The organism is Paenibacillus sp. J22TS3 (assembly GCF_018403205.1).
Lineage (GTDB): Bacteria > Bacillota > Bacilli > Paenibacillales > Paenibacillaceae > Fontibacillus > Fontibacillus tuaregi.
Window position 1 is genome coordinate 1 of the sequence record NZ_BOSF01000003.1, and the last position, 21,419, is coordinate 21,419.

Sequence of the window (21,419 nt, forward strand, 5' to 3'; positions counted from 1 at the left end):
TTGCTCCGTCTTTCCCAAGTCCCTCATGCGAGGATCTTGCGTATCCGGTATTAGCTACCGTTTCCGGTAGTTATCCCAGTCTTACAGGCAGGTTACCTACGTGTTACTCACCCGTCCGCCGCTAACCATCAGGAGAGCAAGCTCTCCATCAAGTCCGCTCGACTTGCATGTATTAGGCACGCCGCCAGCGTTCGTCCTGAGCCAGGATCAAACTCTCCATTAAAGTGTTTGACTTGCTCATTTTGAAACTGACGATTCTTTAAAACAAGAATCATTTATTAACGAGTTCCATTTGTTCAGTTTTCAAAGAACTTGCTCTATTCTCTCAAATTCAATGTCGCATTTGATCGAACAGAATTTTATTTTAACTCACGTACATCGCTTTGTCTATAACTTTCTTCGACATTTGTTTTTGTCTTTCAGCAAGTTAGCTTCCGAAGCGACAAGAAATAATTTATCATGATTTCGCCGATTGTGCAATACTACAAAATATCCCAGTAAAAATTCGATTTTTTCTCTTCTTCATAACACGGCCTGCAGTATGGATGGGAAAAGGTAATAATCCCTATACTACCATGCTATGATAAGGAGGACTCCTATAAAGATTTGGCTAGGTCAAATTCACAAAGTTCATAGAAATATACTCTCAACCATCGATGCTTGGGACGAATGAATGATTCTCTTCCTCTCTGTATCAGGGTTCCATATAAAAAGACTGCCGACATCCATGAAGTGAATGTTCAGCAGCCTTGGTAATGCCAATATTAACGAACCTATATCTTGTTGATCGGAGAATCAGGATGCCCCCAACGGCCCGTAACTGCAATTATCCAGCCTGCCCCTGCCGTTCAATCGATTCAGCCCTCCAATAACCGGATAAGTTCGTCCTCATCCTCAATCACTTGAATCCCGAGTTCCCGGGCCTTAGCAAGTTTGCTTCCAGCCTTTTCTCCGGCAATGACCAAATCTGTTTTCTTCGAGACGCTGCCCGTTACCTTAGCCCCGAGCGCCTCAAGCGTCTCGGCAGCTTCATCACGGGTAAGCTTGTGGAGAGTACCGGTCAGCACAACCGTTTTGCCGCTAAAGAAGGAATCCGTTGCCACAACCTGCGGCTTCTCTGGTGCGCGGGCTTCCACCCCTAAAGAAAGCATTTTGTGAATACCCGCCTGCATGAATGGGTCTGCAAAAAAGCTTACAATACTATCGGCCACAATACCTCCAATATCCGGCAATGCGGTTAGCTCCTCAGCAGTTGCAGACATAATGGCCTCCAAGCTTCGGTAATGATCGGCAAGAACCTTGGTCGTGGACTTGCCAGTGTTCGGAATTCCAAGGGCAAACAGGAACGCGGCCAAATCCCGTCCCTTACTTACTTCGATCGCTTCCAGCAAATTCGTCGCTTTCTTCGTCCCGAACCGCTCCAGCTTCACTAAATCCTCAAAATTCAAAGAATACAGGTCAGCCGGCTCTCGAACGTCAAGCTCATCATAGAGCTGTTCTGCCGTTTTCTCACTGAAGGTCTCGATATCCATCGCATCCCGTGAAGCAAAGTGTGTGATCCGCCCTACCGTCTGCGGTTTGCAGCCGAAGCGGTTGTTGCAGAACAAATGTGCTCCCCGCTGCTCCAGCGGGAATCCACAAGCCGGGCAATGCTCCGGATACACGATCTCCTGACCATCACTCTCTTCCGTAACCTTGCCGAGAATTTCGGGGATGACGTCGTTCGATCGGCGGATAAATACCCGTGTTCCGATGGCGAACTTCAGGTTCTTCCGCTCAATGTCCCCGACATTGTTCAGCGTACAGTTCTGTACAGTAACTCCAGCCAGCTCAACCGGCTCTACTTTGGCTAGCGGTGTTATTTTGCCCGTACGCCCTACATTCCACACCACAGACTCCAGAATCGTGGTTGTCTCTTCCGCTTCAAACTTGAAGGCAACCGCCCAACGCGGGAACTTATCGGTATACCCGAGCACCTCGCGTGTGCGCATATCGGTGATTTTGACCACAGCTCCGTCAATCAGATAATCCAGGGAGCTGCGGCGCTCCTGAATCCGCTGAAGCTCCTCCATGACCAGATCAAAGCTGTCGAAGTAGGAAACGAACGGATTTACTTTGAAAAAATTGTTTTTGAGGAAGTCCATCATTTCTTTATGGTTGTCAAAACGGATGCCTTCCGCATAACCCACGTTATAGAAAAACGCACTGAGCTTGCGCTCCGCGGTGACTTTCGGGTTCAAGTTGCGCAGCGCGCCTGCGGCGGCATTGCGGGCATTCTTAAGCGGATCAGCACCGGATTCATTGTGAGCCGCCAGCACGGAAAGATTCATAATCCCTTCCCCTTGAACCTCGATGGTGCCCCCTGTGTAAGGAATTTTTAGCGGTACGGATTTGATCGTTTTGACCTGAGCCAGAATCCCTTCGCCCACAACCCCATTCCCCCGTGTAGAGGCCTGAACGAGCTTGCCGTCCGTGTAAGTCAGGTTGAGAGTCAGTCCGTCAAACTTAAGCTCAACCACGTAGCTCGGTGCGGGAAGTGGAGATTCCGGATTCTTGGTATTATAATCAGCTACCAGCCGAAGCACCCGGTTATTCCAATTCTGCAGCTGTTCTTCATTCTGAGCTTTGTCCAAGCTCCATAGGGGGGTTAAATGACGGTGAGGCTTAAAGCCTTTAAGCAGCTCTCCACCTACACGCTGTGTTGGCGAGTCAGGCAGTGTAATCCCAGTCTCAGCTTCAAGCGCGACCAGCTTGTCATACAGGACGTCATACTCTTTGTCGCTGACTAGCGGCTCATCCAGCGTGTAGTAATGATAGTTATACTTGTTAAGCTCCTCTACCAGCTGCTCCATCGATTGCATCGGATCCATGCAGGGCAACCCTCCGTTTAAGATCATAATAATAGCATTAATACCAGCGTCAATACGCTGTTCATCTGTGCTCGTGCAGTGAAGTGAGGACAGATGCCTGTTCTCATTTAACCTTCTGGCCTTCAAAGTTATTCAGCAGTATGCGCGCCTTAAGCTTCTACTTTAGTAATCGGGGCAAAACCAGCAAGCAGACGCTTCAAGCCGACTGGAGCCGGAAAAGCAATCTGCAGCTCCATGTCATTGCCAGTACCCTTGACGGCCACGATCGTTCCGGTGCCCCATTTGCCATGGGCAACTTTGTCCCCGGCCTTGAAGTCAGTGGAGCCTGAGCCAGCTGGCTTAGGCTGAGCTGTTCCCGGAACACCGGTTGTCACGGTCACCCGGGCCGCCGAAGGAGCAGCCTTGGCTGTACTGCCTTCCTGTCTGCGGCCGAAATTGCTGCCGCCGCTGCTGCTGCTTCCAAAGCCCCGTCCTCCGTAAGCTCCGCCGTTATTGGCCCCGCGACGGTAGCGGTCACGCGCAATGTCGGTATCTTCCTTGTACTCATCCGGAATCTCATTCAGGAAGCGGGATGGCGGATTCGCCGTTGTCCGTCCGAACAAGGTCCGCATCTGTGCACAGCTAAGGAACAACTGCTCCTCTGCCCGGGTGATCCCCACATAGGCCAGGCGGCGTTCTTCTTCCAGCTCTTCCTCATCCAAGAAAGCCCGGCTGTGCGGGAACACCCCTTCTTCCATGCCGATGATGAAGACAACCGGGAACTCCAGCCCCTTGGCACTGTGCATGGTCATAAGCACAACCGCATCGCTCTGCTCTTCCTCCTTGTCATTCATCGTATCGATATCGGCGATGAGCGCCAGATCGGTGAGGAAGGAGACTAGGGATTTATCATCGTTATTTTTCTCAAATTCCATCGTTACAGACAGAAACTCTTCAATATTCTCCAACCGGGAACGCGATTCAATCGTGTTCTCATTCTGCAGCTCAAGGCGGTACTGCGTCATTTCCAGCAGCTTCTCTGTTAGTTCGGTAACGGAGAGATATTCAACCATACGATGAAGATTGGCGATCATATCAAAAAAGTCCACCAAATTATTCCGCGTGCGCCCTGCAAAACCAAGATCATCGACGTACTCCAGCACCCGGTAAATGGACGTGCCCCGCTCCGCAGCAGCAGCGGCCAGCTTGGCTACGGTCGTATCCCCGATTCCACGCTTCGGTACATTGATTACCCGAGTCAAGCTGATATCATCGTCCGGATTGGACAGCAGGCGCAGATAAGCCAAAATGTCCTTAATCTCTTTACGGTCGTAGAACTTAATCCCCCCGACAATCTGGTAAGGGATATCCGACTTGATCAGAATTTCCTCGATTACCCGGGATTGGGCATTTGTGCGGTACAGAATAGCATGATGCCCATAGCTTTTATTTTGCTTAATATTCTTATGAATTTCCGATGCGACAAAATAACCTTCGTCATGCTCCGAATCCCCGCGGTATACCTTGATCTTGGCCCCGCCTTCCTTGTCCGTCCACAGCTTCTTGGGCTTGCGGCCGGTATTGAGCCCAATCACTTCGTTCGCCGCATTCAGGATATTCGAGGTTGAGCGGTAGTTCTGCTCAAGCAGGATCGTTTTCGCCTCCGGATAGTCCTCCTCAAAGTTCAGGATATTGCTGATATCCGCTCCGCGCCAGCGGTAAATCGACTGATCACTGTCTCCGACCACGCAGATGCGGTGATGGCTGTCCGCAAGCATTTTGCAGAGCATATATTGGGCCCGGTTCGTATCCTGGTACTCGTCCACGTGAATATATTGGAACTTACGCTGATAGAAGTCGAGCACCTCGGGAACTTCCTTGAACAGATCGATGGTCTTCATAATCAAGTCATCGAAATCCAAGGAGTTGTTGCTTCTAAGACGTTTCTGGTACATGGTATACACTTTGGCCACAATACCTTCAAAATAATCGCCAATCTTCTGCTCGTACATTTGAGGGCTGACAAGTTCATTCTTGGCATTGCTAATCATGGCCTGAACCGCTTTAGGCTCAAACTTCTTCGGATCTACGTTCAGTTCCTTCATACAGTTGCGGATCACCGACAGTTGATCCGTAGAATCCAATATTGAGAAATTCGAAGTATAACCGATGCGCTCGATATCCTTACGAAGAATGCGGACACACATGGAGTGGAAGGTGGATACCCAAATGTCCCTTCCTTCGGGTCCGACCAGCTTAGATACCCTATCCTGCATCTCTCTGGCGGCCTTGTTAGTGAACGTAATGGCCAGAATGCTCCAAGGTGGAGCCTTACGGGTAGCAATCAGGTAGGCGATCCGGTGTGTAAGCACCCGGGTCTTGCCACTGCCTGCGCCGGCCATGATCAGAAGCGGACCCTCGGTAGTCAGCGCAGCTTCCTTCTGTTGGGGATTTAGTTTGTTGATTGCTTGTTGTATGTCAATCATAATGAACATCCTTTCGTTGGATCTTACCCTCCCAAACCCTCCCTAGAAGGGAGGGCCCCAAGGGCTCTGCCCTCTGGACACCCTGAAGGGGCGAAGGATATGGGCTGCAGGTACTTAGGGGCGGTTGCGGAATTGATCGCTTGCCGTCCCTACGGGACCCGCTTGACTGTGGTGTTGTTTAGATACTGAAAAGATAAATTGGTGTGATTAGGTGCTGTATATAAAGTGAGATTGGTTTGGTTAAGGAGCCGCTTGTCGTCCCAGCGGGACACGCTTTACCATGGTGCAGAGCACGTGAGAGTGACTGCGTGCTTGTCTGGTGCGACCTCGTGCTTGCTGCGCTCTCCCTGCGGGATTCGCTTTACGGTTGTGCGGCAGTCTTTAATAACTTTAACCTTTAATAGCTTTAACTGTTGAAAGTGCCGCCACCAGGTCTGTATATATAATGTTGCCGACGATGATCGTGTCGGCGGCTTCCGCAGCCTGTCGAGCAGTCTCTGTGTCACAGATTCCTCCGCCATAGAAAAGGCGAGAATTAGACAGGGAGCGGTGTACTGTCGAGACGAGCTCCATATCCCCGAACATACCGCTGTACTCCAAGTAGACAACCGGAAGGGATAACAGCTTGTCCGCAGTCTGGGCATAAGCTGTGCTCTCGGATACCGACAATCCACATTCCGCCTCAGTCAGCTTGGCTGCCGTACATTCGGAATTGAGAATGATGTACCCCTCTGGAACAACAAGGTCCCAGGGGATGATATAGCCATAACGTTCTACTGCCCGCCGATGATGGCCGATTAACCACTCCACACTGCGCGTATTGAGCACCATAGGAATCATGTACAAGTCAAATCCAGGGACCACCGCTTCGAGCTCGGAAATTTCCAGCACACAAGGTAATTCGTACTGCCGGACACGGGACAGGAGATCCACCGTATTCTCATAAGTCACCCCGCTCGATCCGCCAATCATAACGGCATCCGTGCCTGACAAGCACACGGCGTCCAAATCGGCATCCGAGATCATTTTATCCGGATCAAGCTTGAAAACATGTCTCCACTGGTCTATCATTCGATTCAAACGAACTCCTCCAAAAAGCACCGCAATATGTGATTTCCACCTCAAAAAACGGAGCTTCAGACTGTGACCGCTCCGCCGGATATGAGTATAGGAAAATGGAACCCGCGGCTCCATTGTGCAACGTATTTTAACGCCTGATTCCAGTCTATGATACCCACGGGACAGTGTCAATGTTCGTATTTTAGGGGAACAAAAAAAGATGCAAATTCCGGTAAGACGGAACTGCATCTTTCATTAAAATAGGAAGTAAAAGTCTACAAGCACAGTGAATAGACGCTCGTTTTGACGCAAATTTTTATTGCAGCCATTTAGCTGGGTCTTAGCGCGTTTCCCCTTCATTCAGGGATGCAATCTGTTTAATGTAACGAAGCAGAGGCTCCCTCAAATCCTCCTGCTGCAAGGCATAGTGGATCGTCGATTCGATAAAGCCCAGCTTATCCCCCACGTCATGACGAAGCCCTTCAAATTGATATGCCAAGACACGCTCCGTTTCCCCAAGGCGGGATATCGCATCGGTTAATTGAATTTCACCATTGATTCCCACATGCTGCTTCTCCAACTCCCCAAATATATTAGGCGTAAGAATATATCTGCCCATTACGGCCAGCCTGGATGGCGCCTGCTCGGGGGCCGGCTTCTCCACAAGGCGAAGGGCCCGGAAGATGCGATTCTCCAACTCAAGGGGGTCAACGATCCCATATTTGGATACCTGATCTTCAGGAACAGGCTGAACCCCAACTACGGGACTCCCGTACTTCTCATACACCTGAATCATTTGTTTAAGACACGGCACTTCCGATTGCACAATGTCATCCCCAAGCAGCACAGCAAAAGGCTCGTCTCCGATAAATTTCCGCGCGCACCAAATGGCGTGTCCAAGTCCTCTTGGCTCTTTCTGCCGGATGTAATGGATATCCGCCATATCAGAAGGTCGTCTAACCTCCTCAAGGAGCGCCCATTTACCTTGGCTGGACAATCTATTCTCAAGCTCAAAAGAGTTGTCAAAGTGATCCTCGATCGCCCTTTTCCCTTTTCCCGTAACAATGATGATGTCTTCTATTCCTGAAGCCACAGCTTCTTCAATAATATATTGAATGGTTGGTTTGTTCACGATGGGCAGCATTTCTTTGGGCATCGCTTTGGTTGCGGGCAAAAACCGGGTCCCCAGTCCAGCAGCCGGAATAATCGCTTTACGAATCTTCATATTTCTCTTCTCCTTAGCTAAGATCAACTCTCTGACACAAGTTGTGAGGGCTGTGAGTTCGGTTATATATATTTAAACCGCCCAGCTTGGATGATGAGCGGTTGTAATGGTAACAAACTTATTAATATGCATTCTTATTAATGAAGCCGTTACGAAGGGTTTTGAAGATGATTTTGATATCAAATAATAAGGACCAATTCTCAATATAGAAAATATCATGTTTAATTCGGTCTTCAATGGATGTATCCCCGCGCAAACCATTAGTCTGGGCCCATCCTGTAATGCCCGGCCGCACATGGTGCTTAACCATATACTTAGGTATCTCCTCACGGAACTGCTCCACAAAATACGGCCTTTCTGGGCGAGGGCCCACCACGCTCATATGGCCAAGCAGCACATTAAAGAACTGTGGCAGTTCATCGAGGCTCGTTTTACGGAGAAATGAACCAAACTTGGTACGGCGCGGGTCATTCTCTGTTGTCCAACCTGTATCCACTGTCTCTTCAGGCAGGGCGCGCATTGAGCGGAATTTGTACATTTTAAAAGTACGACGGTTCATCCCAACCCTTTCCTGTTTAAAGATAAGAGGTCCGGGGGATGTTAATTTAATTCCAATGGCAATCGCCAGCATGAGAGGTGAAGTAAGGATAATAGCAAAAAGAGAAAAACAAATATCGAATACACGTTTAAACAACCGGTTCCCTGCCATATCAAGTGGAATATCCCTAACATTAATTAAAGGCACTCCCGCAAAATTATCAAAGTACGGTCGGGCGGGAAGGTAGTCAAAAAAGTCAGGGATAATCAATGTCCGGACTCCCGCCTTCTCACATTCTGCGATAATCTGCGGATATTTATCATGAGCATACAGAGGCAGTGCCAAGATTACTTCATCAATCAGCATGCGATGGAGTAACTCAGGTAATTCATCCAAGGTACCTAGAATTGGCTTATATTGCTTAGCTTCCAGACTATCCCACTGGCGATAATCATCTAAAAACCCAACTACTTCGTAACCCAACTCAGGATATTGCTTGAGATTGTCATAGAACCGCTTGCCTAGGGAACCAGAACCTAAGATTAGCACGTACTGAAGGTTGTAACCTTTTTCGCGAAAATGCTTCAAAGACACTTTTACACAATAACGGTACAGCATAATTGCCATGACATTCCCAATCATATAAATAGCAAGATAGTACCTGGAAATGTCCACTTGCTTCACAAAAAACATGACACTTAGCAGAATAAAAACACTGATCAAATGCGTTTGAAAAATCTTAATGAACTCGTCAGCAAATCTTTTCTTCCGCTTGGGGGCATACAAGGAAGCCAATAATCCAATAAAAATAGCAATTGCCCCGTAAACCAAACTCCAAATTGCATAAGTCTGAACTGGAAGAGGTTCATCTCCGTCAATCCAGCCGCTTTCAAATTTTAACCACCAGGAACAAATAAATGAAACCTGAATGATCAAAAAGTCTAAAATAATATAAAGCTGCGTCAGATAACGCTGATTTCTGCGAATCATGATTTCACCTCAATACTTGAATCCTTCGACACCGGAACAGGAATTTCCCGTCTGACTGGTTTTAACCAATTCGTTAATAATGCTGCTGTAAACTTAACCGCAATTCCTAAGTATACTGCTGCGTTTACCAAAAAATTATATTGGCTTCGATAATGCTTCCGATGGAACAGCCACATAGCCCTATGAAATTCATATACAATTTTTAAAGGACGACGTCTTGCACTGCCCCCTTTATAATGAACAATGTATGTATCCGAATTGTAGTACACTCTCCAACCAGCTTGCTTGATCCGGTAACACCAATCGACGTCCTCCCCGTACATAAAGAAGGTTTCGTCCAACCCTCCTACCTCATCCCACGCGGCACGTCTTACCCACATAAAGGCACCCACAAGGCAATCAATGGGGTAGGATTGATTGGAGTCCATATACCCCAACTGATACTGGTTAAATTTAGGGTTATTTGGAAACAATTTCGAAAACCCAAATGCATAATAAAACGAGGCCGAAGGGGTAGGAAACCCCCGTCTACAAGCTTTATCTAAAGAGCCATCAGGTAATACGACCTTGCATCCTGCTGCTCCAACATCCGTATTAGACTCCATAAACTCAAACATGGTCTGAAGCGTCTCCGGCTGAACAACAGTATCCGAATTCAGTAAAAGAAAATAACGGCCCTGAGCTGCTTCCATTGCCTGGTTATTGGCTTTCGCAAACCCAGTATTCTCTGTATTCGCGATGATCTTCACCAACGGATAATTCTCCCTAATACTTATAACGGTATTATCTATAGAATTGTTATCAACAACAATGATTTCAAAATCAAAATTAACTTGTGAATCAAAGACAGATTGAAGACAGTCTAGGGTCAGCTGACATGTATTATAGTTCACAATGATAATGCTTAGATCCATTTGAGGATACTCCTGACAAATTTAGTAATCTATCGACATTATAGCATGAATGAACTAGATAGAGGGAGGAAGCATAGGGAAAAGGGGTAGTTTATTAGAGGCCCATTCCTGTACAGATGGCTTGTGCCGTTAAATTATGCAGCTATAGTAAGTACCCGGTGCTTTATTACCGATCCCTTACATCCCGTTCTCTCCGCTTTTGTTGAATATAGGCGCGCTTTTTCTTTAATTGAGGGAGCTGTGTCATGAACGACTTCCATGCGCCAAGTACGGCAGGCTCACGGAGCAAGAAGTATCCGCTGCTAGCAAAATCAAAAGGAAGTCTATAAATAAACCCTTTAAGACGATCAGAACTCTTTTCGTTCTTGTATATCATTTTAAAGCGGTTAATGTATGAAGCTTGCCGAATAAAAAGCGGGATACTGTTCCGGCTGCTCTTCTTCCATCCACGTTCATGATAAGCAATGGCATCTGCATGATAGTAAGCCCTCCACCCCAGCAGCTGCGCCCGCCACGCAACATCAACGTCTTCCTTATAAGCAAAAAAGTCGCTGTCGAAAAACTCGCCATCTATGCTGATATCGTTGATCATGCGACGTGAGTATACCGCAGCCGCTCCCGAGACACCAAATACCTCTCCCGATTGATTCCATTTCATTGCGGGTTCTCCCGCCCCACGGTCAAAAGCCCGGCATGCCTTATTCATGATCAAACCTGTACTATCAACAATATCCGGGTTAGCTTTAAGCAACAGTCTGCCAGTAGCGCTCCCGATCTCCGGGTGCTTATCCATACATTTCACAAGTAACTCCGTATAGTGAGGGCCGAGCGCCACATCGGGGTTAAGCACTAGCACATAGTCAGTATCCGTATGATGAATAGCCTGATTGTGTGCAGGGGCGAAGCCTGTATTTTGTTCATTAACGAGTATGCGAAGGTTCAGTCCACCAAAACCCTCTTTCTTTAGTGCCCTTAGCTGCTCAAGCGTCCCATCCACAGATGCGTTGTCGACGACAATCACCTGTTGTATAGCATAGGATTGTTCGGCTACTGCCTTTAAACATTCCTCAATATCTAGCACACTGTTATATGTAACGATATGAACACTAACCGTTTTCTTCATAGCGGATCCCTTTTTTAATTATTATTAAAAACATATATTAAAGATTGAATGATCTCGATTCTGAATGCTGAAAAATATATATAAATTAAGAGTTGATTAGCTTCAGATCATAACAGAACTCACCGGTTCCAAACTCCGGTGAGTTCCATTATACTTTCAACTTCAGTCTTTATTAATATCCTCTTAAATTAGTTGTGGATAGTTGCAACTCGGACTACTAGAAGGGGAAGTAAGTATATCTGACACTGCTCCCCATATCCATTATTAAACAGACTCTGATATAAAATAATTAAAAGTACTTAATTGTTGCCTTGATACGTACCCTCAACAATTTTAGTCCACCAATCTTGATTATCCAAGTACCATTTTACTGTTTGATTTATACCTGATTCAAACTTATAATTAGGCTCCCAATTCAAGTCACGTTTTATTTTTGTAGAATCAATTGCATAACGTCGGTCATGCCCCAAACGGTCATCTACATATTGAATCAGGGATTCCGGTCGATCAAGCATTTGCAATATTAATTTAACGATGTCAATATTAGTGTACTCATTGTTACCGCCAATATTGTACACTTCACCGTTAACACCCTTATGAATTACCAAGTCAATTGCTCGACAATGATCCTCGACATAAAGCCAATCCCTTATGTTTAAACCATCTCCATAGACCGGAAGTTTTTTATTATTCAAAGCATTGATAATCATTAAAGGAATCAGCTTTTCTGGAAATTGATATGGCCCATAATTGTTTGAACACCTTGTAATATTGACAGGAAGTCCAAAGGTCTCATGATAGGATCTTACTAAAAGATCTGCCCCAGCTTTACTTGCCGAATAAGGACTGTTGGGAGCCAATGGAGTACTCTCACTAAATAATCCAGTTTCTCCGAGTGAGCCATAAACTTCATCCGTGGATACCTGAACATATTTTCGAATATTATATTTCCTGGATAATTCAAGTAATGTCTGAGTCCCCACTACATTGGTCATAACAAATATATTCGGATCTAAAATACTCCGATCCACATGTGATTCAGCTGCAAAGTTGACTACAACATCGACACCTTCTTTAAACAAAGGGTCGAGCTCTTTTTGATTTATGATGCTTGTCCGAGCAAATTTATAATTGCTGGATGTTGCAACAGATACCAGGTTGTCTAGATTTCCCGCATAAGTTAGCGAATCCACATTAATTATAAAATAATCCGGATGTGTCTCACTAACGTACTTAATGAAATTACTTCCGATAAATCCGGCACCGCCGGTAACTAATAACCTCATTTAGGTTCCTCCCAATGATCGATACATTTGCTGCTTACGTTTATAAAACATAAGAGCGCACACTCTTCCAAAACTAAAGGTATCTTCAGATTAAATCCAATCCAACAAATGGTCTTGTTTTCTTTTTGTAAATTTTATTTCTTCTTGCAAATTCATATATACTAACCGGAGCCTCTAAATTCACACCAAATACCCTAAGATAGTATTCGACATTTTGCAACAGCACTTGTGGTTTAACTTGTATATGAAAAGGTTCATTAATATCATGCCCCCTAATTTCTTTTGAATTATTACTCAAAATTTTTCCGGTATCATCCAGCAACTCAACGCCAATATTACCATCACATAAAGTTATATCAGTCGATAATGCTATAAAAACACCATTTAGAGTCCCACCTATATTCTCCAATTTATAGTGTAAAAAAGGAACCGTCTGTAAATTTTCGCTTAAGGTTAGCTTATATTTGTCTTCTTTAAAATGGTGAATAATTGAATCATCCTTCAATTTAGTAAAGCTATTCCCAACAAGTGGCCACATGTCTTTTATTGAATATAATGATTTAATTCGATTAATTTTATTTTTTTTAAAGAGTTCCTTTTCATTAGCCATTTGGAGTAACGCACGATTTAATGCTTCAAGTTCTTTAATAGTTTTTTCATGGTCCTCCCGGTACTTTCCAATTTTCAATTCAGAATCTTTATATTCTTGCTTGAGCAGTACTACATCCTTCTCCAACTGATATTTATTATTACTTAATTCGTTATTTTCCTTTTTCAGATCATTAATCAAATTATTTTGTTTGTCATATTCAACCTTATAGTTTTCAACTCTTTGCTGTAGTCTTTCAATTTCTTCGCAAACAATCTTCATGTCTGTCTGCAACTTATTATTTTCCTCTTTTTGTTTCCTCAGAGTAATATATGGCGGCTCATAAAAGTCCGTTTTTTGAACCATGTCGAGAAACTCCTCATCTGTTATTCCCTTTTTTATAGCTATTAACTGATACATTATTTGTTCACACACATCAAGTTTTGTTTTCCGAGCAGCAATTTTTTCTTCTTCGCTCATCTGCGCGAAATCTGGGAAGTAATCAAAATGCATGTTAACACATCTTAAATCAATGGTTGCATCACTATGGTCGCTTCTACTCAATCCCCAAATTGGGGCTTGGGGATGCTCCCACTCATTCTTGGGTATGACACTTCGAGGATAGTCTGTCCAAAACCGAGGTGTGTGTTCATTAAATACCTGCAAATGGTATGGATTCGCATAATTTAACTTTTGTTCGCTATAAGGAACTACTATACATACTTGAGCACCGTGCTTGCAAATACGGTAAATTTCATTCATGGTAAACATTAAGTCACTTACATGTTCTAATGAATGGGAGGCATAAACTAAATCAACAGTATCATCCTCAAAAGGAAGCCGTTCATTTAAATCCCCTATAATATCCACCCCAGGGAGTGGAAATCTATCAACACCTACAAATCCGGTTCTTTTAGCTGGCCCGCATCCTAAGTCTACTCTTAAAGCTCTATGTTCCACTTGTAACAATTCATTAAATAGTAGCAACCTTTCTTCCTGTGAATCAATTTGTTCCCTATCATCCTTGTTAATCCAAAATTTCCTTAAAGATTCTTTTGAAATCATTGAACTTAAATAATTACATTTAGGCAATACATTGCAGTTTCCCATTCTTGTTTCATGACGTAATTCATAAAGCCTATCATTATTAATCAGGGTACCGAAATCACTTTCAGGAAATATACCAATATGTTCGTCAAGCGAATGTTGGCAGGGATAGACAAAGCCAGAAACCGTAATATACAAAGAATTAGCTTCAATGCAAAGACTCCCGAAACTACCGTTCATTCCTTGATCTTTATTGTCGAGAAACTCCATATCCGAGGGACTAATTAATGTTAATGTTTCTTTATCTCGAGAGTCTATACTTTCACCCCCAAGGGTATGAGTAACTAAACTAAGTTTAAATGGTATTTGTTCAGAAGCTAATAGATTTATATGACGAGAGTATTTTTCTAGATCCTCTTGCCGGGAGTGAAATATTTCCACAATTTTTATAGTTGGCCAACGTTTTATCTCATGTAAAATGTCGTCTAATAATTGTGTCGACATATACTCATCAGCATACTCTTGATGATTAACTAGTTGTATACCAATTATCTCAGGAAATATATTCATATTCCTCTCCTTGTTTTCAACGAATTTTACAACAAATATCTCCTTTTGAAATTAATCTGTTCTTGAAATTAGTTAAAACTGAATAGTTCATAGCATTTTCATACACACTAACTTTGTTTTCTGAATTCAAACTAAGCGTAAATGTTATTTCTTTGTTACGTATATGGGAGATTTGATTGAATTCAAAGCTAACCCATGAGTTGTCAGCAACCTTTTCTAAATGAGCAGTGCATTCTCTTAATAGACTCCCATTCAGAAATATTTTAAGGCCTAAGGTTCCAGTAACAACTTCATGATGAGTTCCGATTAAAAAACAAATCTCCTGCATTCTATCAAATGTGCACTTTACTTTATACGATCTATTCATATAAATACCAACTGGTACCAACGGTTCACCAATCTGCAGAAAATTTCCATCCTCGTTTTTTGGCACCTCGATGAGGCTTTGTTTTGTTTCTTTTAAAAATGGACTTAATAAGCCGAACATCAGATCAATATAAATTGATCTATCAACAAATTTCTGCTCTCTGTGTGCTTTCTTAATTAATTCAATGAATTCCAATGTAGCATGCGTACCATTAAACTTCTGTTTCGCAACATAGTAACCGTTTAGACCCATCTTTTTGGCATCATCGAGATTCTCTAAAACCCATATCATTTTTTTAGCAAATGAAGCGGGATTGCCTGTCTCGCATAAAAATCCAAAATTACTATCATCAACTATTTCCAAATGGCCAGAATTATCTGAAACGATAATTGGCCTTGCATGAGCCATCGCTTCTATTAATGTCATACCAAATGGTTCGATAAGCGATGCAGTAATCAAAGCATGTGATTGATTAAGAACCTCAGAAATATTTGCTACTCTCCCTTTAAGATTCACATAACCATTCAACTGTTTTTTTTCTATAAGTTCAGCTAAAATAGCTTGTTGTTCACCGCTCCCATAAAAATTAAGTTCAAACTCTTTACCCTCATTTTTCACAATTTCAGCTGCATCAATTAAGCAATCCATACCTTTAACATGATTCCATGTGTTAAAGCAGGTGAAAACAGTACTACTTATATTTGTCGGGTAATCTATAATTTGATCAGGTACTATTGTAAAGTTCGGAACGACACTTATATCATTACGATAGTGTTGATAATGCTCTTTAATCCAATTTGTAGGACAGAAGACTATTGTAGCCCCATTAATTAATACACGATCACACACCATCTTAAAATCAGATCCGCTCTGCGGTAAAAGCATGTGATCAATGATCCCATGGATCCACAGAATACTAGGTAGCTTTAAATTAGCAGCAGCTATCAAACCTGATAAATTTGTCATTGTATTGATAAGAACACAATCAATCCCGTATTTCAAAAAGTATCTTGTTAGTTCCTCGGTACTTTTCTGCACATTTCTCCAATGGTCAGCTATTTCACCAATATCATCTTTAACAAACAGGTACCATGGCAAGTTATTTTCAAGTGAAATATATCTGATTCCAGCATTAGCAGCCTGATTTTTCAGTTCACCATCACCGTAAGCAAATAAATAGATTTCTATGCAATCTTTTTCGTACAAAGATAGGGCCATATTGAGCAACACTTTCTCTGCACCAGCAAGCAATGACGTGTGGGATATTAGTGCAATTCTCACTTGACGGCCTCCTTAATAACCTGGGAGATAAGTGCAGAAAAATTCTGAAAAGCAAATTCTGTCTCATACATCTCCTTCACTTTAGAAGTAGCATTACTATGCAAATCAACCCTAAGTTGTTTATTGTTTGCCAAATTGTTAATAGCCTCAAACCATGCATCAGAGTTATTTTGATCAGATTCCGAAATCAGGATGCCATTTTCATTATTAGTTACAACTTCTGAATACGGGAGTATATCCGTATATATACCGACTGCTCCTGCAGCCGTAATTTCAAGAAATTTATTGGGACACTTACTTTGAGATGAAACACAATTATCTAGAGGGGCAAGCAATATGTCCGGATTTAAATTAGCAATAGTTCTAGCATATTTATGGTAATTTGTGAAATTAATAAACTTGAGTCTTGGAGAGCCACGTAATTCTTTCAATTTATCAGGCAATTGTACACCAAATATCAACAGATCCCATTCATCATTTTGTTGAATAAATTTTAACAACCCTTCAAATGCAACGTCGCTAAATCTAGGGGAACCAGAATACCCCACTAATTTTCTCGAGTCAGATCCACTTCTTGTCTTTTCAAATTGCATAAGATCAATATTAATATCAAGTCTATACACTCTTTTAGCGTAATTAGTAACATACCCTTCAAGTACCTTTGAATATACTAATACTGCATTACAGCGAGTTAAACACTCGATAAACACTTCATAGTCTGGTTTACCTGGCGAAAAAATGTCTTTATAAACTGGCCAATCCTCTGCTACGGTAAACCAATTATCATCAATCATATATAGTGTTGGTATGTTATGTTTTTCACAGTAATTTAGGATGTTTAACACATTTTGATGGCGTCCCCTTGAAATGATAACAAGATCAGAACCTATCAAATCATCCTCTGTAGCAGAAAAATCGAACAACGATTTCCAAGAATATAATTCATGCCCTAACTCTGTATCAAAGTAATTAAAAAAACAAAGTTGGTTATGAGTCGGTTCCCAGTACCCACCTGTAATAGTTATATTAATTTTTGTGGAGGAAATTTTCTTATTCCTCAGAAGATTCCTATGAACCTCGTCTTGGGTGACGACAGCACTGTTTGTGTAAGGGTAATTTATTAATTCCCACTTCATCAATGGCTTAGAGTCTATTTTATATTGCAGTTCACCGAACTTACTCAATCTCAAGAAAATATCCCAGTCAGTATATCGTTGAAAATATAGTTCTTCCCGGAATCCATTAATTTCAATCAAGTTTTGAACTTTAAATACTGCCCCGGCTAGAGAAATAAGGTTTGCACATTGAAGCCATCCATAATTGATTGATGAAATATAATTTTGTTCAATACCATCTTTAGTGGACGTATATATACACGCTAAATCTTCTTTTTGATCAAGAGCATAGCAATGGATCATAATCTCATTTATAGAATACTCAATTCCAGGCCACAAAAATGTTATATATTTACCCGTCGCTTGTTTTAGACCTTGATTAAACAATATTCCAAAGTGATTACTCTGCTCCTGGTTCTCGATTATTCTAATATTCCTCTTATAACCCAGCATTTGCAACAAAGGTAAGCTCCTCCAGATGGCACCATCAGAAACAATGATGACTTCGACCTCATCGGGAGCATTTTGGTAATTTAACAACGTAGCCGCTAAATCCCGATGAACTTTAAAAAAGTCACCGGTCAAAGCAACAACTACTGAACATGTTATATCCGTTTGCATCTCTCCAGTGTACACTCCTTAACTACTTACTTATTACATGTTCTAAATATACTCTAGAGACATGCTCTGGTTCTCCTAATAATTTTACTTCGCCCTTTTCCATCCAAATGCACTTATTGCAAAACTTATGCATAGAATCCATGGAATGAGTCACGAATATCATAATTTTAACAGATTCCATTAATGATTTTAGTCTACGTTCAGCTTTTTCCAAAAAGGCAGCATCTCCAGCTGCAATTACCTCATCCAAAAGTAAAATATCCGGCTCAATTGCTGTTGATATTGAAAATGCAAGCCTGATAAACATTCCTGAAGAATAATATTTAACTGGGATATCTAGATATTCTCCTAGCCCGCTAAATTCAGCAATTTCTTTAGATTTAGCCCTTATGCTTTCTGGCGTCTCTCCCAACATTAAACCTCTTAAATATATGTTATCCCAACCCGAGGCCTCCATCTCAAAGCCGGTCGCAAGTTCAAATAAACAGGCAATTCTGCCTTCAGTAACTACCCTGCCATTCGTAGGAGGATAAATACCCGCTATTAATTTCAATAAAGAACTTTTTCCGGCGCCGTTATGTCCTATAATACCTAGTCTGTCACCTTCGTTAACTTGTAAATTAATATTTTTCAATGCATGAAGTGAACCGGATTCAAGAAGTGTGGAAGAATAGCGTTTTTTTACAAATAAATCTTTCATTCTAGTATCTTTTTTAAATCTATATATTAAATCTACATTTTGAAGATCAACAATGCTCATACTATATACCTTCCTAGAGTTAGATTTTAAAAGTTATAGCTCTCCCGATCCTAGTCATTATAGCTATCGCAATGAAAAATAAAGTTAATATAAATATCGGAGCCACAATCCATGAGGTAAAATAAACAGGATCACCCAAAAGAGGCTTTCTTATCATGTCCATAATATAATAAAGTGGATTCCATTCATAAATCCATTTAACGTAGGGTTTGTTTAAGAGTTCCGCTGGGAACATTATCGGCGTAGCATAAAACAGGCCTTGAAGAAACAAGGATTGAAGGGGACCAAAATCCCTAAAGTACGTATTAATAACTGCGGAGATTGTTGATAATGCAATACCGAATAGCAGCAATAACAGTAGGGATATAAATATTGGAAGCATATTAATCCCATATTTCTCGGGCTTCAAAAAAATATACACTGCGCTAAAAGCAATTAAGCTGTACAAAAAATTAATAAAAGCACCCGCAGCTACTCGAACGGGAAATATTTCAACTGGGGTTTGTGTTTGTTTTATATAACCCTCTGCCGAAATAAAAGCCCCTGTTCCTCCATCTGCACATTGAACGATATATAGCCAAGGCATTAATCCTGAAAAAAGATAAGGAATAAAATCTCTGATAGGTTGACCCAAAACTGTCGAGAAAACTACTCCAATAATTACAACAAGACCCAAAGGAGTTAGCAAAGACCATCCAACTCCAATTACTGAATTTCTATATTTATTTCTTAGATCTTGCGAAACTAAATTCATTAATATATATCTGGCTTTGTACAAATTATTAAAATATCTCACTTTGTATCTTCCTTCCAAGTTTCGCGTGTGTGGATCATATCAAAATACTTACAAGGCATAGCTGAGCACTGGGCCATAAAATCATTTATTTTTTGACCAACTTCCTAATTACCTTCTTGAGTATATAAATAGGAGCTTTAATTCCCATAGCCTTTATAATATTGTTTATTTTGCTTAACATCACTTCCTTGTTGCCCAATCGAAGTTTAAGTTTAGTAGGATTACAATCAGGAGCTGAATAATTCATAAGTTCGGGTAACTTGATCTTAATATCAGAAGCGATCTGAGCTATGGTGAATTCATTTTCAAGGTGTGTTCTTGCGTTAGTTTGTATTCTCTTTCTTAAGAGACTATCCTCTATTAAATTGGACAGTGCCTTAATCCAATGCTCATGTGTATTGTCCACCAAAACTCCATTATTCTCATTCACAACAACTTGTTTATATGGGTCAACATTTGAATATACACCTGCTGCCCCTATTGATCCGTATTCAAGATATTTATTAAAATATTTGCTTGCATGAAAATCACTTTCCGGCAAAGGAGCTAACCCAATATCCCATCTAACTTGTTTCATTTGTTCTATATAATCCATATAATTTGATTGGTAGGGGATATATTTATACTCAATTCCACTACTGAAATTAGGGGAAGCTCCCATAAACTCAAATTCAATTTTATTTTTATATTTTTCTTTCAACACTTTTAGAGGAACATCTAACATCTGCTCTAAGTTCCTTTTATGATCCGTTCCTCCACTAAAGCCTAGTTTAACTACCTCATTGGGATCAGGCTCCAAATTAAGTTCGGGATTAATTTCGCTGAGAAGCAAAGCCGGAGCTTTAATCATGTATACCCCATTCGAAGTATACAATCCATACTTTTCCTTCAATCTTTCATTATTAGTTAACAAATAATTGCAGTTACTAATTATTGAAATGATATTGTTACGGATCAAGTCACTATTGAAATAATCCGTGCTAGAAGCATATTGAGGGATATTTAGTAAGTCATCATCCAAATAATAAATAAGAAGTTTGCCAGCTTCCTTGCATTCTTCAACGATATCTAACTCGTAGGAGTCCGCAGACCGTATACATATAACAATATCGGCATCGGCTAAGATCTCCCTGGTTAGCTCGGCCGCCAGATAAAATCCAAACTGAATAGATCCACTTCTCTCCAGTTCCAACATCGGCTCAACAATCCCTATTCTGGCCGACGGAATATCACCAAGACAAAATGCGACAACCTTAGTTAAACTCATTAAATTTCTCCCTAGATATGGACATTTTAATTGCTATTTTGTCCAAAACGTTATAACGGTCATAAGGCAAGAAGCCAATTTTACGATATAGACTATAAGCTGTAGTATTCTCTTCCAACACTTCGAGGTTAATCTCTTTAAAGTTGAGTGTGTTAAATCCAAAGTTACATAATGTATAAGTGACTAAAAACCCCAGACCTCTGCCACGGGCAGAGGTCTCTCCAATTAATAAACGTCCAAATTCAGCTGTCTGTTTATCGCTATTAATATTATATAAGCTACACATACCGATATTCGAATTGCTCAATTTATCATAAATCATAAACATCAAGTCATTTTTTTTGTTCAGATAGTTTCGATACCAAGCTCTTTGCTGTTCAGCAGTTATAAAAGAAGTCGTTAGAAAGCTCGACTGATTTTGAGGATCATTCCTCCAATTTCGCAGCATCTCAATATCTTGTTCTTTAACAGGCAATAAGTCCAGGTTGTCCGAATGAATAACATAGTGATGATCCACAGTTACACTGCCTTTCCAG

At 41.6% G+C, this 21,419-nt stretch carries 15 protein-coding genes and 1 rRNA gene; all 16 read right to left on the minus strand.

What is annotated here, in order from left to right; all coding sequences use genetic code 11:
* Positions 1-223: ribosomal RNA gene (locus KJS63_RS09825) — 16S ribosomal RNA — on the minus strand; the annotation flags it as partial.
* A gap of 634 nt (positions 224-857) precedes the next feature.
* Entirely contained in the window at positions 858-2,870 is a 2,013-nt protein-coding gene (gene ligA / locus KJS63_RS09830) for an NAD-dependent DNA ligase LigA (protein WP_213618967.1), read from the minus strand.
* Positions 2,871-3,019: 149 nt separating this feature from the next.
* Positions 3,020-5,344, minus strand: coding sequence for a DNA helicase PcrA (gene pcrA / locus KJS63_RS09835; RefSeq protein WP_374706278.1), 2,325 nt, complete (start codon positions 5,342-5,344; stop codon positions 3,020-3,022).
* Between the two features lie 381 nt (positions 5,345-5,725).
* Positions 5,726-6,406, minus strand: a complete 681-nt coding sequence (pcrB, locus tag KJS63_RS09840; protein ID WP_213619555.1) for a heptaprenylglyceryl phosphate synthase — start codon at positions 6,404-6,406, stop codon at positions 5,726-5,728.
* Positions 6,407-6,734: 328 nt separating this feature from the next.
* The gene (gene galU, locus KJS63_RS09845) at positions 6,735-7,619 is read right to left on the minus strand and encodes a UTP--glucose-1-phosphate uridylyltransferase GalU (RefSeq protein WP_213618969.1); all 885 of its coding nucleotides are present in this window, start codon (positions 7,617-7,619) and stop codon (positions 6,735-6,737) included.
* Between the two features lie 121 nt (positions 7,620-7,740).
* A complete protein-coding gene (locus KJS63_RS09850; RefSeq protein WP_213618970.1) occupies positions 7,741-9,147 on the minus strand; it encodes an undecaprenyl-phosphate glucose phosphotransferase in 1,407 nt (468 codons plus the stop codon).
* Complete coding sequence (locus KJS63_RS09855; RefSeq protein ID WP_213618971.1) at positions 9,144-10,061, minus strand: glycosyltransferase family 2 protein; 918 nt, start codon at positions 10,059-10,061, stop codon at positions 9,144-9,146. Before KJS63_RS09855 ends, KJS63_RS09850 begins: the two co-directional genes overlap by 4 nt.
* Before the next feature lie 166 nt (positions 10,062-10,227).
* Positions 10,228-11,184 carry a glycosyltransferase family 2 protein gene (locus KJS63_RS09860; RefSeq protein ID WP_213618972.1) on the minus strand — a complete coding sequence of 319 codons (957 nt, stop codon included), beginning with the start codon at positions 11,182-11,184 and terminating at the stop codon, positions 10,228-10,230.
* A 299-nt stretch (positions 11,185-11,483) separates the two neighbouring features.
* Entirely contained in the window at positions 11,484-12,470 is a 987-nt protein-coding gene (rfbB, locus tag KJS63_RS09865; RefSeq protein ID WP_213618973.1) for a dTDP-glucose 4,6-dehydratase, read from the minus strand.
* An 85-nt stretch (positions 12,471-12,555) separates the two neighbouring features.
* On the minus strand, positions 12,556-14,676 hold the full coding sequence (locus KJS63_RS09870; RefSeq protein WP_213618974.1) for a class I SAM-dependent methyltransferase: 2,121 nt from the start codon (positions 14,674-14,676) through the stop codon (positions 12,556-12,558).
* A 16-nt stretch (positions 14,677-14,692) separates the two neighbouring features.
* Positions 14,693-16,324 carry a glycosyltransferase gene (locus KJS63_RS09875; protein ID WP_213618975.1) on the minus strand — a complete coding sequence of 544 codons (1,632 nt, stop codon included), beginning with the start codon at positions 16,322-16,324 and terminating at the stop codon, positions 14,693-14,695.
* Positions 16,321-18,060 (minus strand): glycosyltransferase, encoded by a 1,740-nt coding sequence (locus KJS63_RS09880; protein WP_213618976.1) that lies wholly within the window; start codon positions 18,058-18,060, stop codon positions 16,321-16,323. Before KJS63_RS09880 ends, KJS63_RS09875 begins: the two co-directional genes overlap by 4 nt.
* A gap of 22 nt (positions 18,061-18,082) precedes the next feature.
* The gene (locus tag KJS63_RS09885) at positions 18,083-18,820 is read right to left on the minus strand and encodes an ABC transporter ATP-binding protein (protein WP_213618977.1); all 738 of its coding nucleotides are present in this window, start codon (positions 18,818-18,820) and stop codon (positions 18,083-18,085) included.
* A 19-nt stretch (positions 18,821-18,839) separates the two neighbouring features.
* A complete protein-coding gene (locus tag KJS63_RS09890; protein WP_213618978.1) occupies positions 18,840-19,616 on the minus strand; it encodes an ABC transporter permease in 777 nt (258 codons plus the stop codon).
* An 85-nt stretch (positions 19,617-19,701) separates the two neighbouring features.
* Positions 19,702-20,883, minus strand: a complete 1,182-nt coding sequence (locus KJS63_RS09895) for a glycosyltransferase (protein ID WP_213618979.1) — start codon at positions 20,881-20,883, stop codon at positions 19,702-19,704.
* On the minus strand, positions 20,870-21,400 hold the full coding sequence (locus KJS63_RS09900; protein ID WP_213618980.1) for a GNAT family N-acetyltransferase: 531 nt from the start codon (positions 21,398-21,400) through the stop codon (positions 20,870-20,872). Before KJS63_RS09900 ends, KJS63_RS09895 begins: the two co-directional genes overlap by 14 nt.
* Positions 21,401-21,419: the final 19 nt, after the last annotated feature.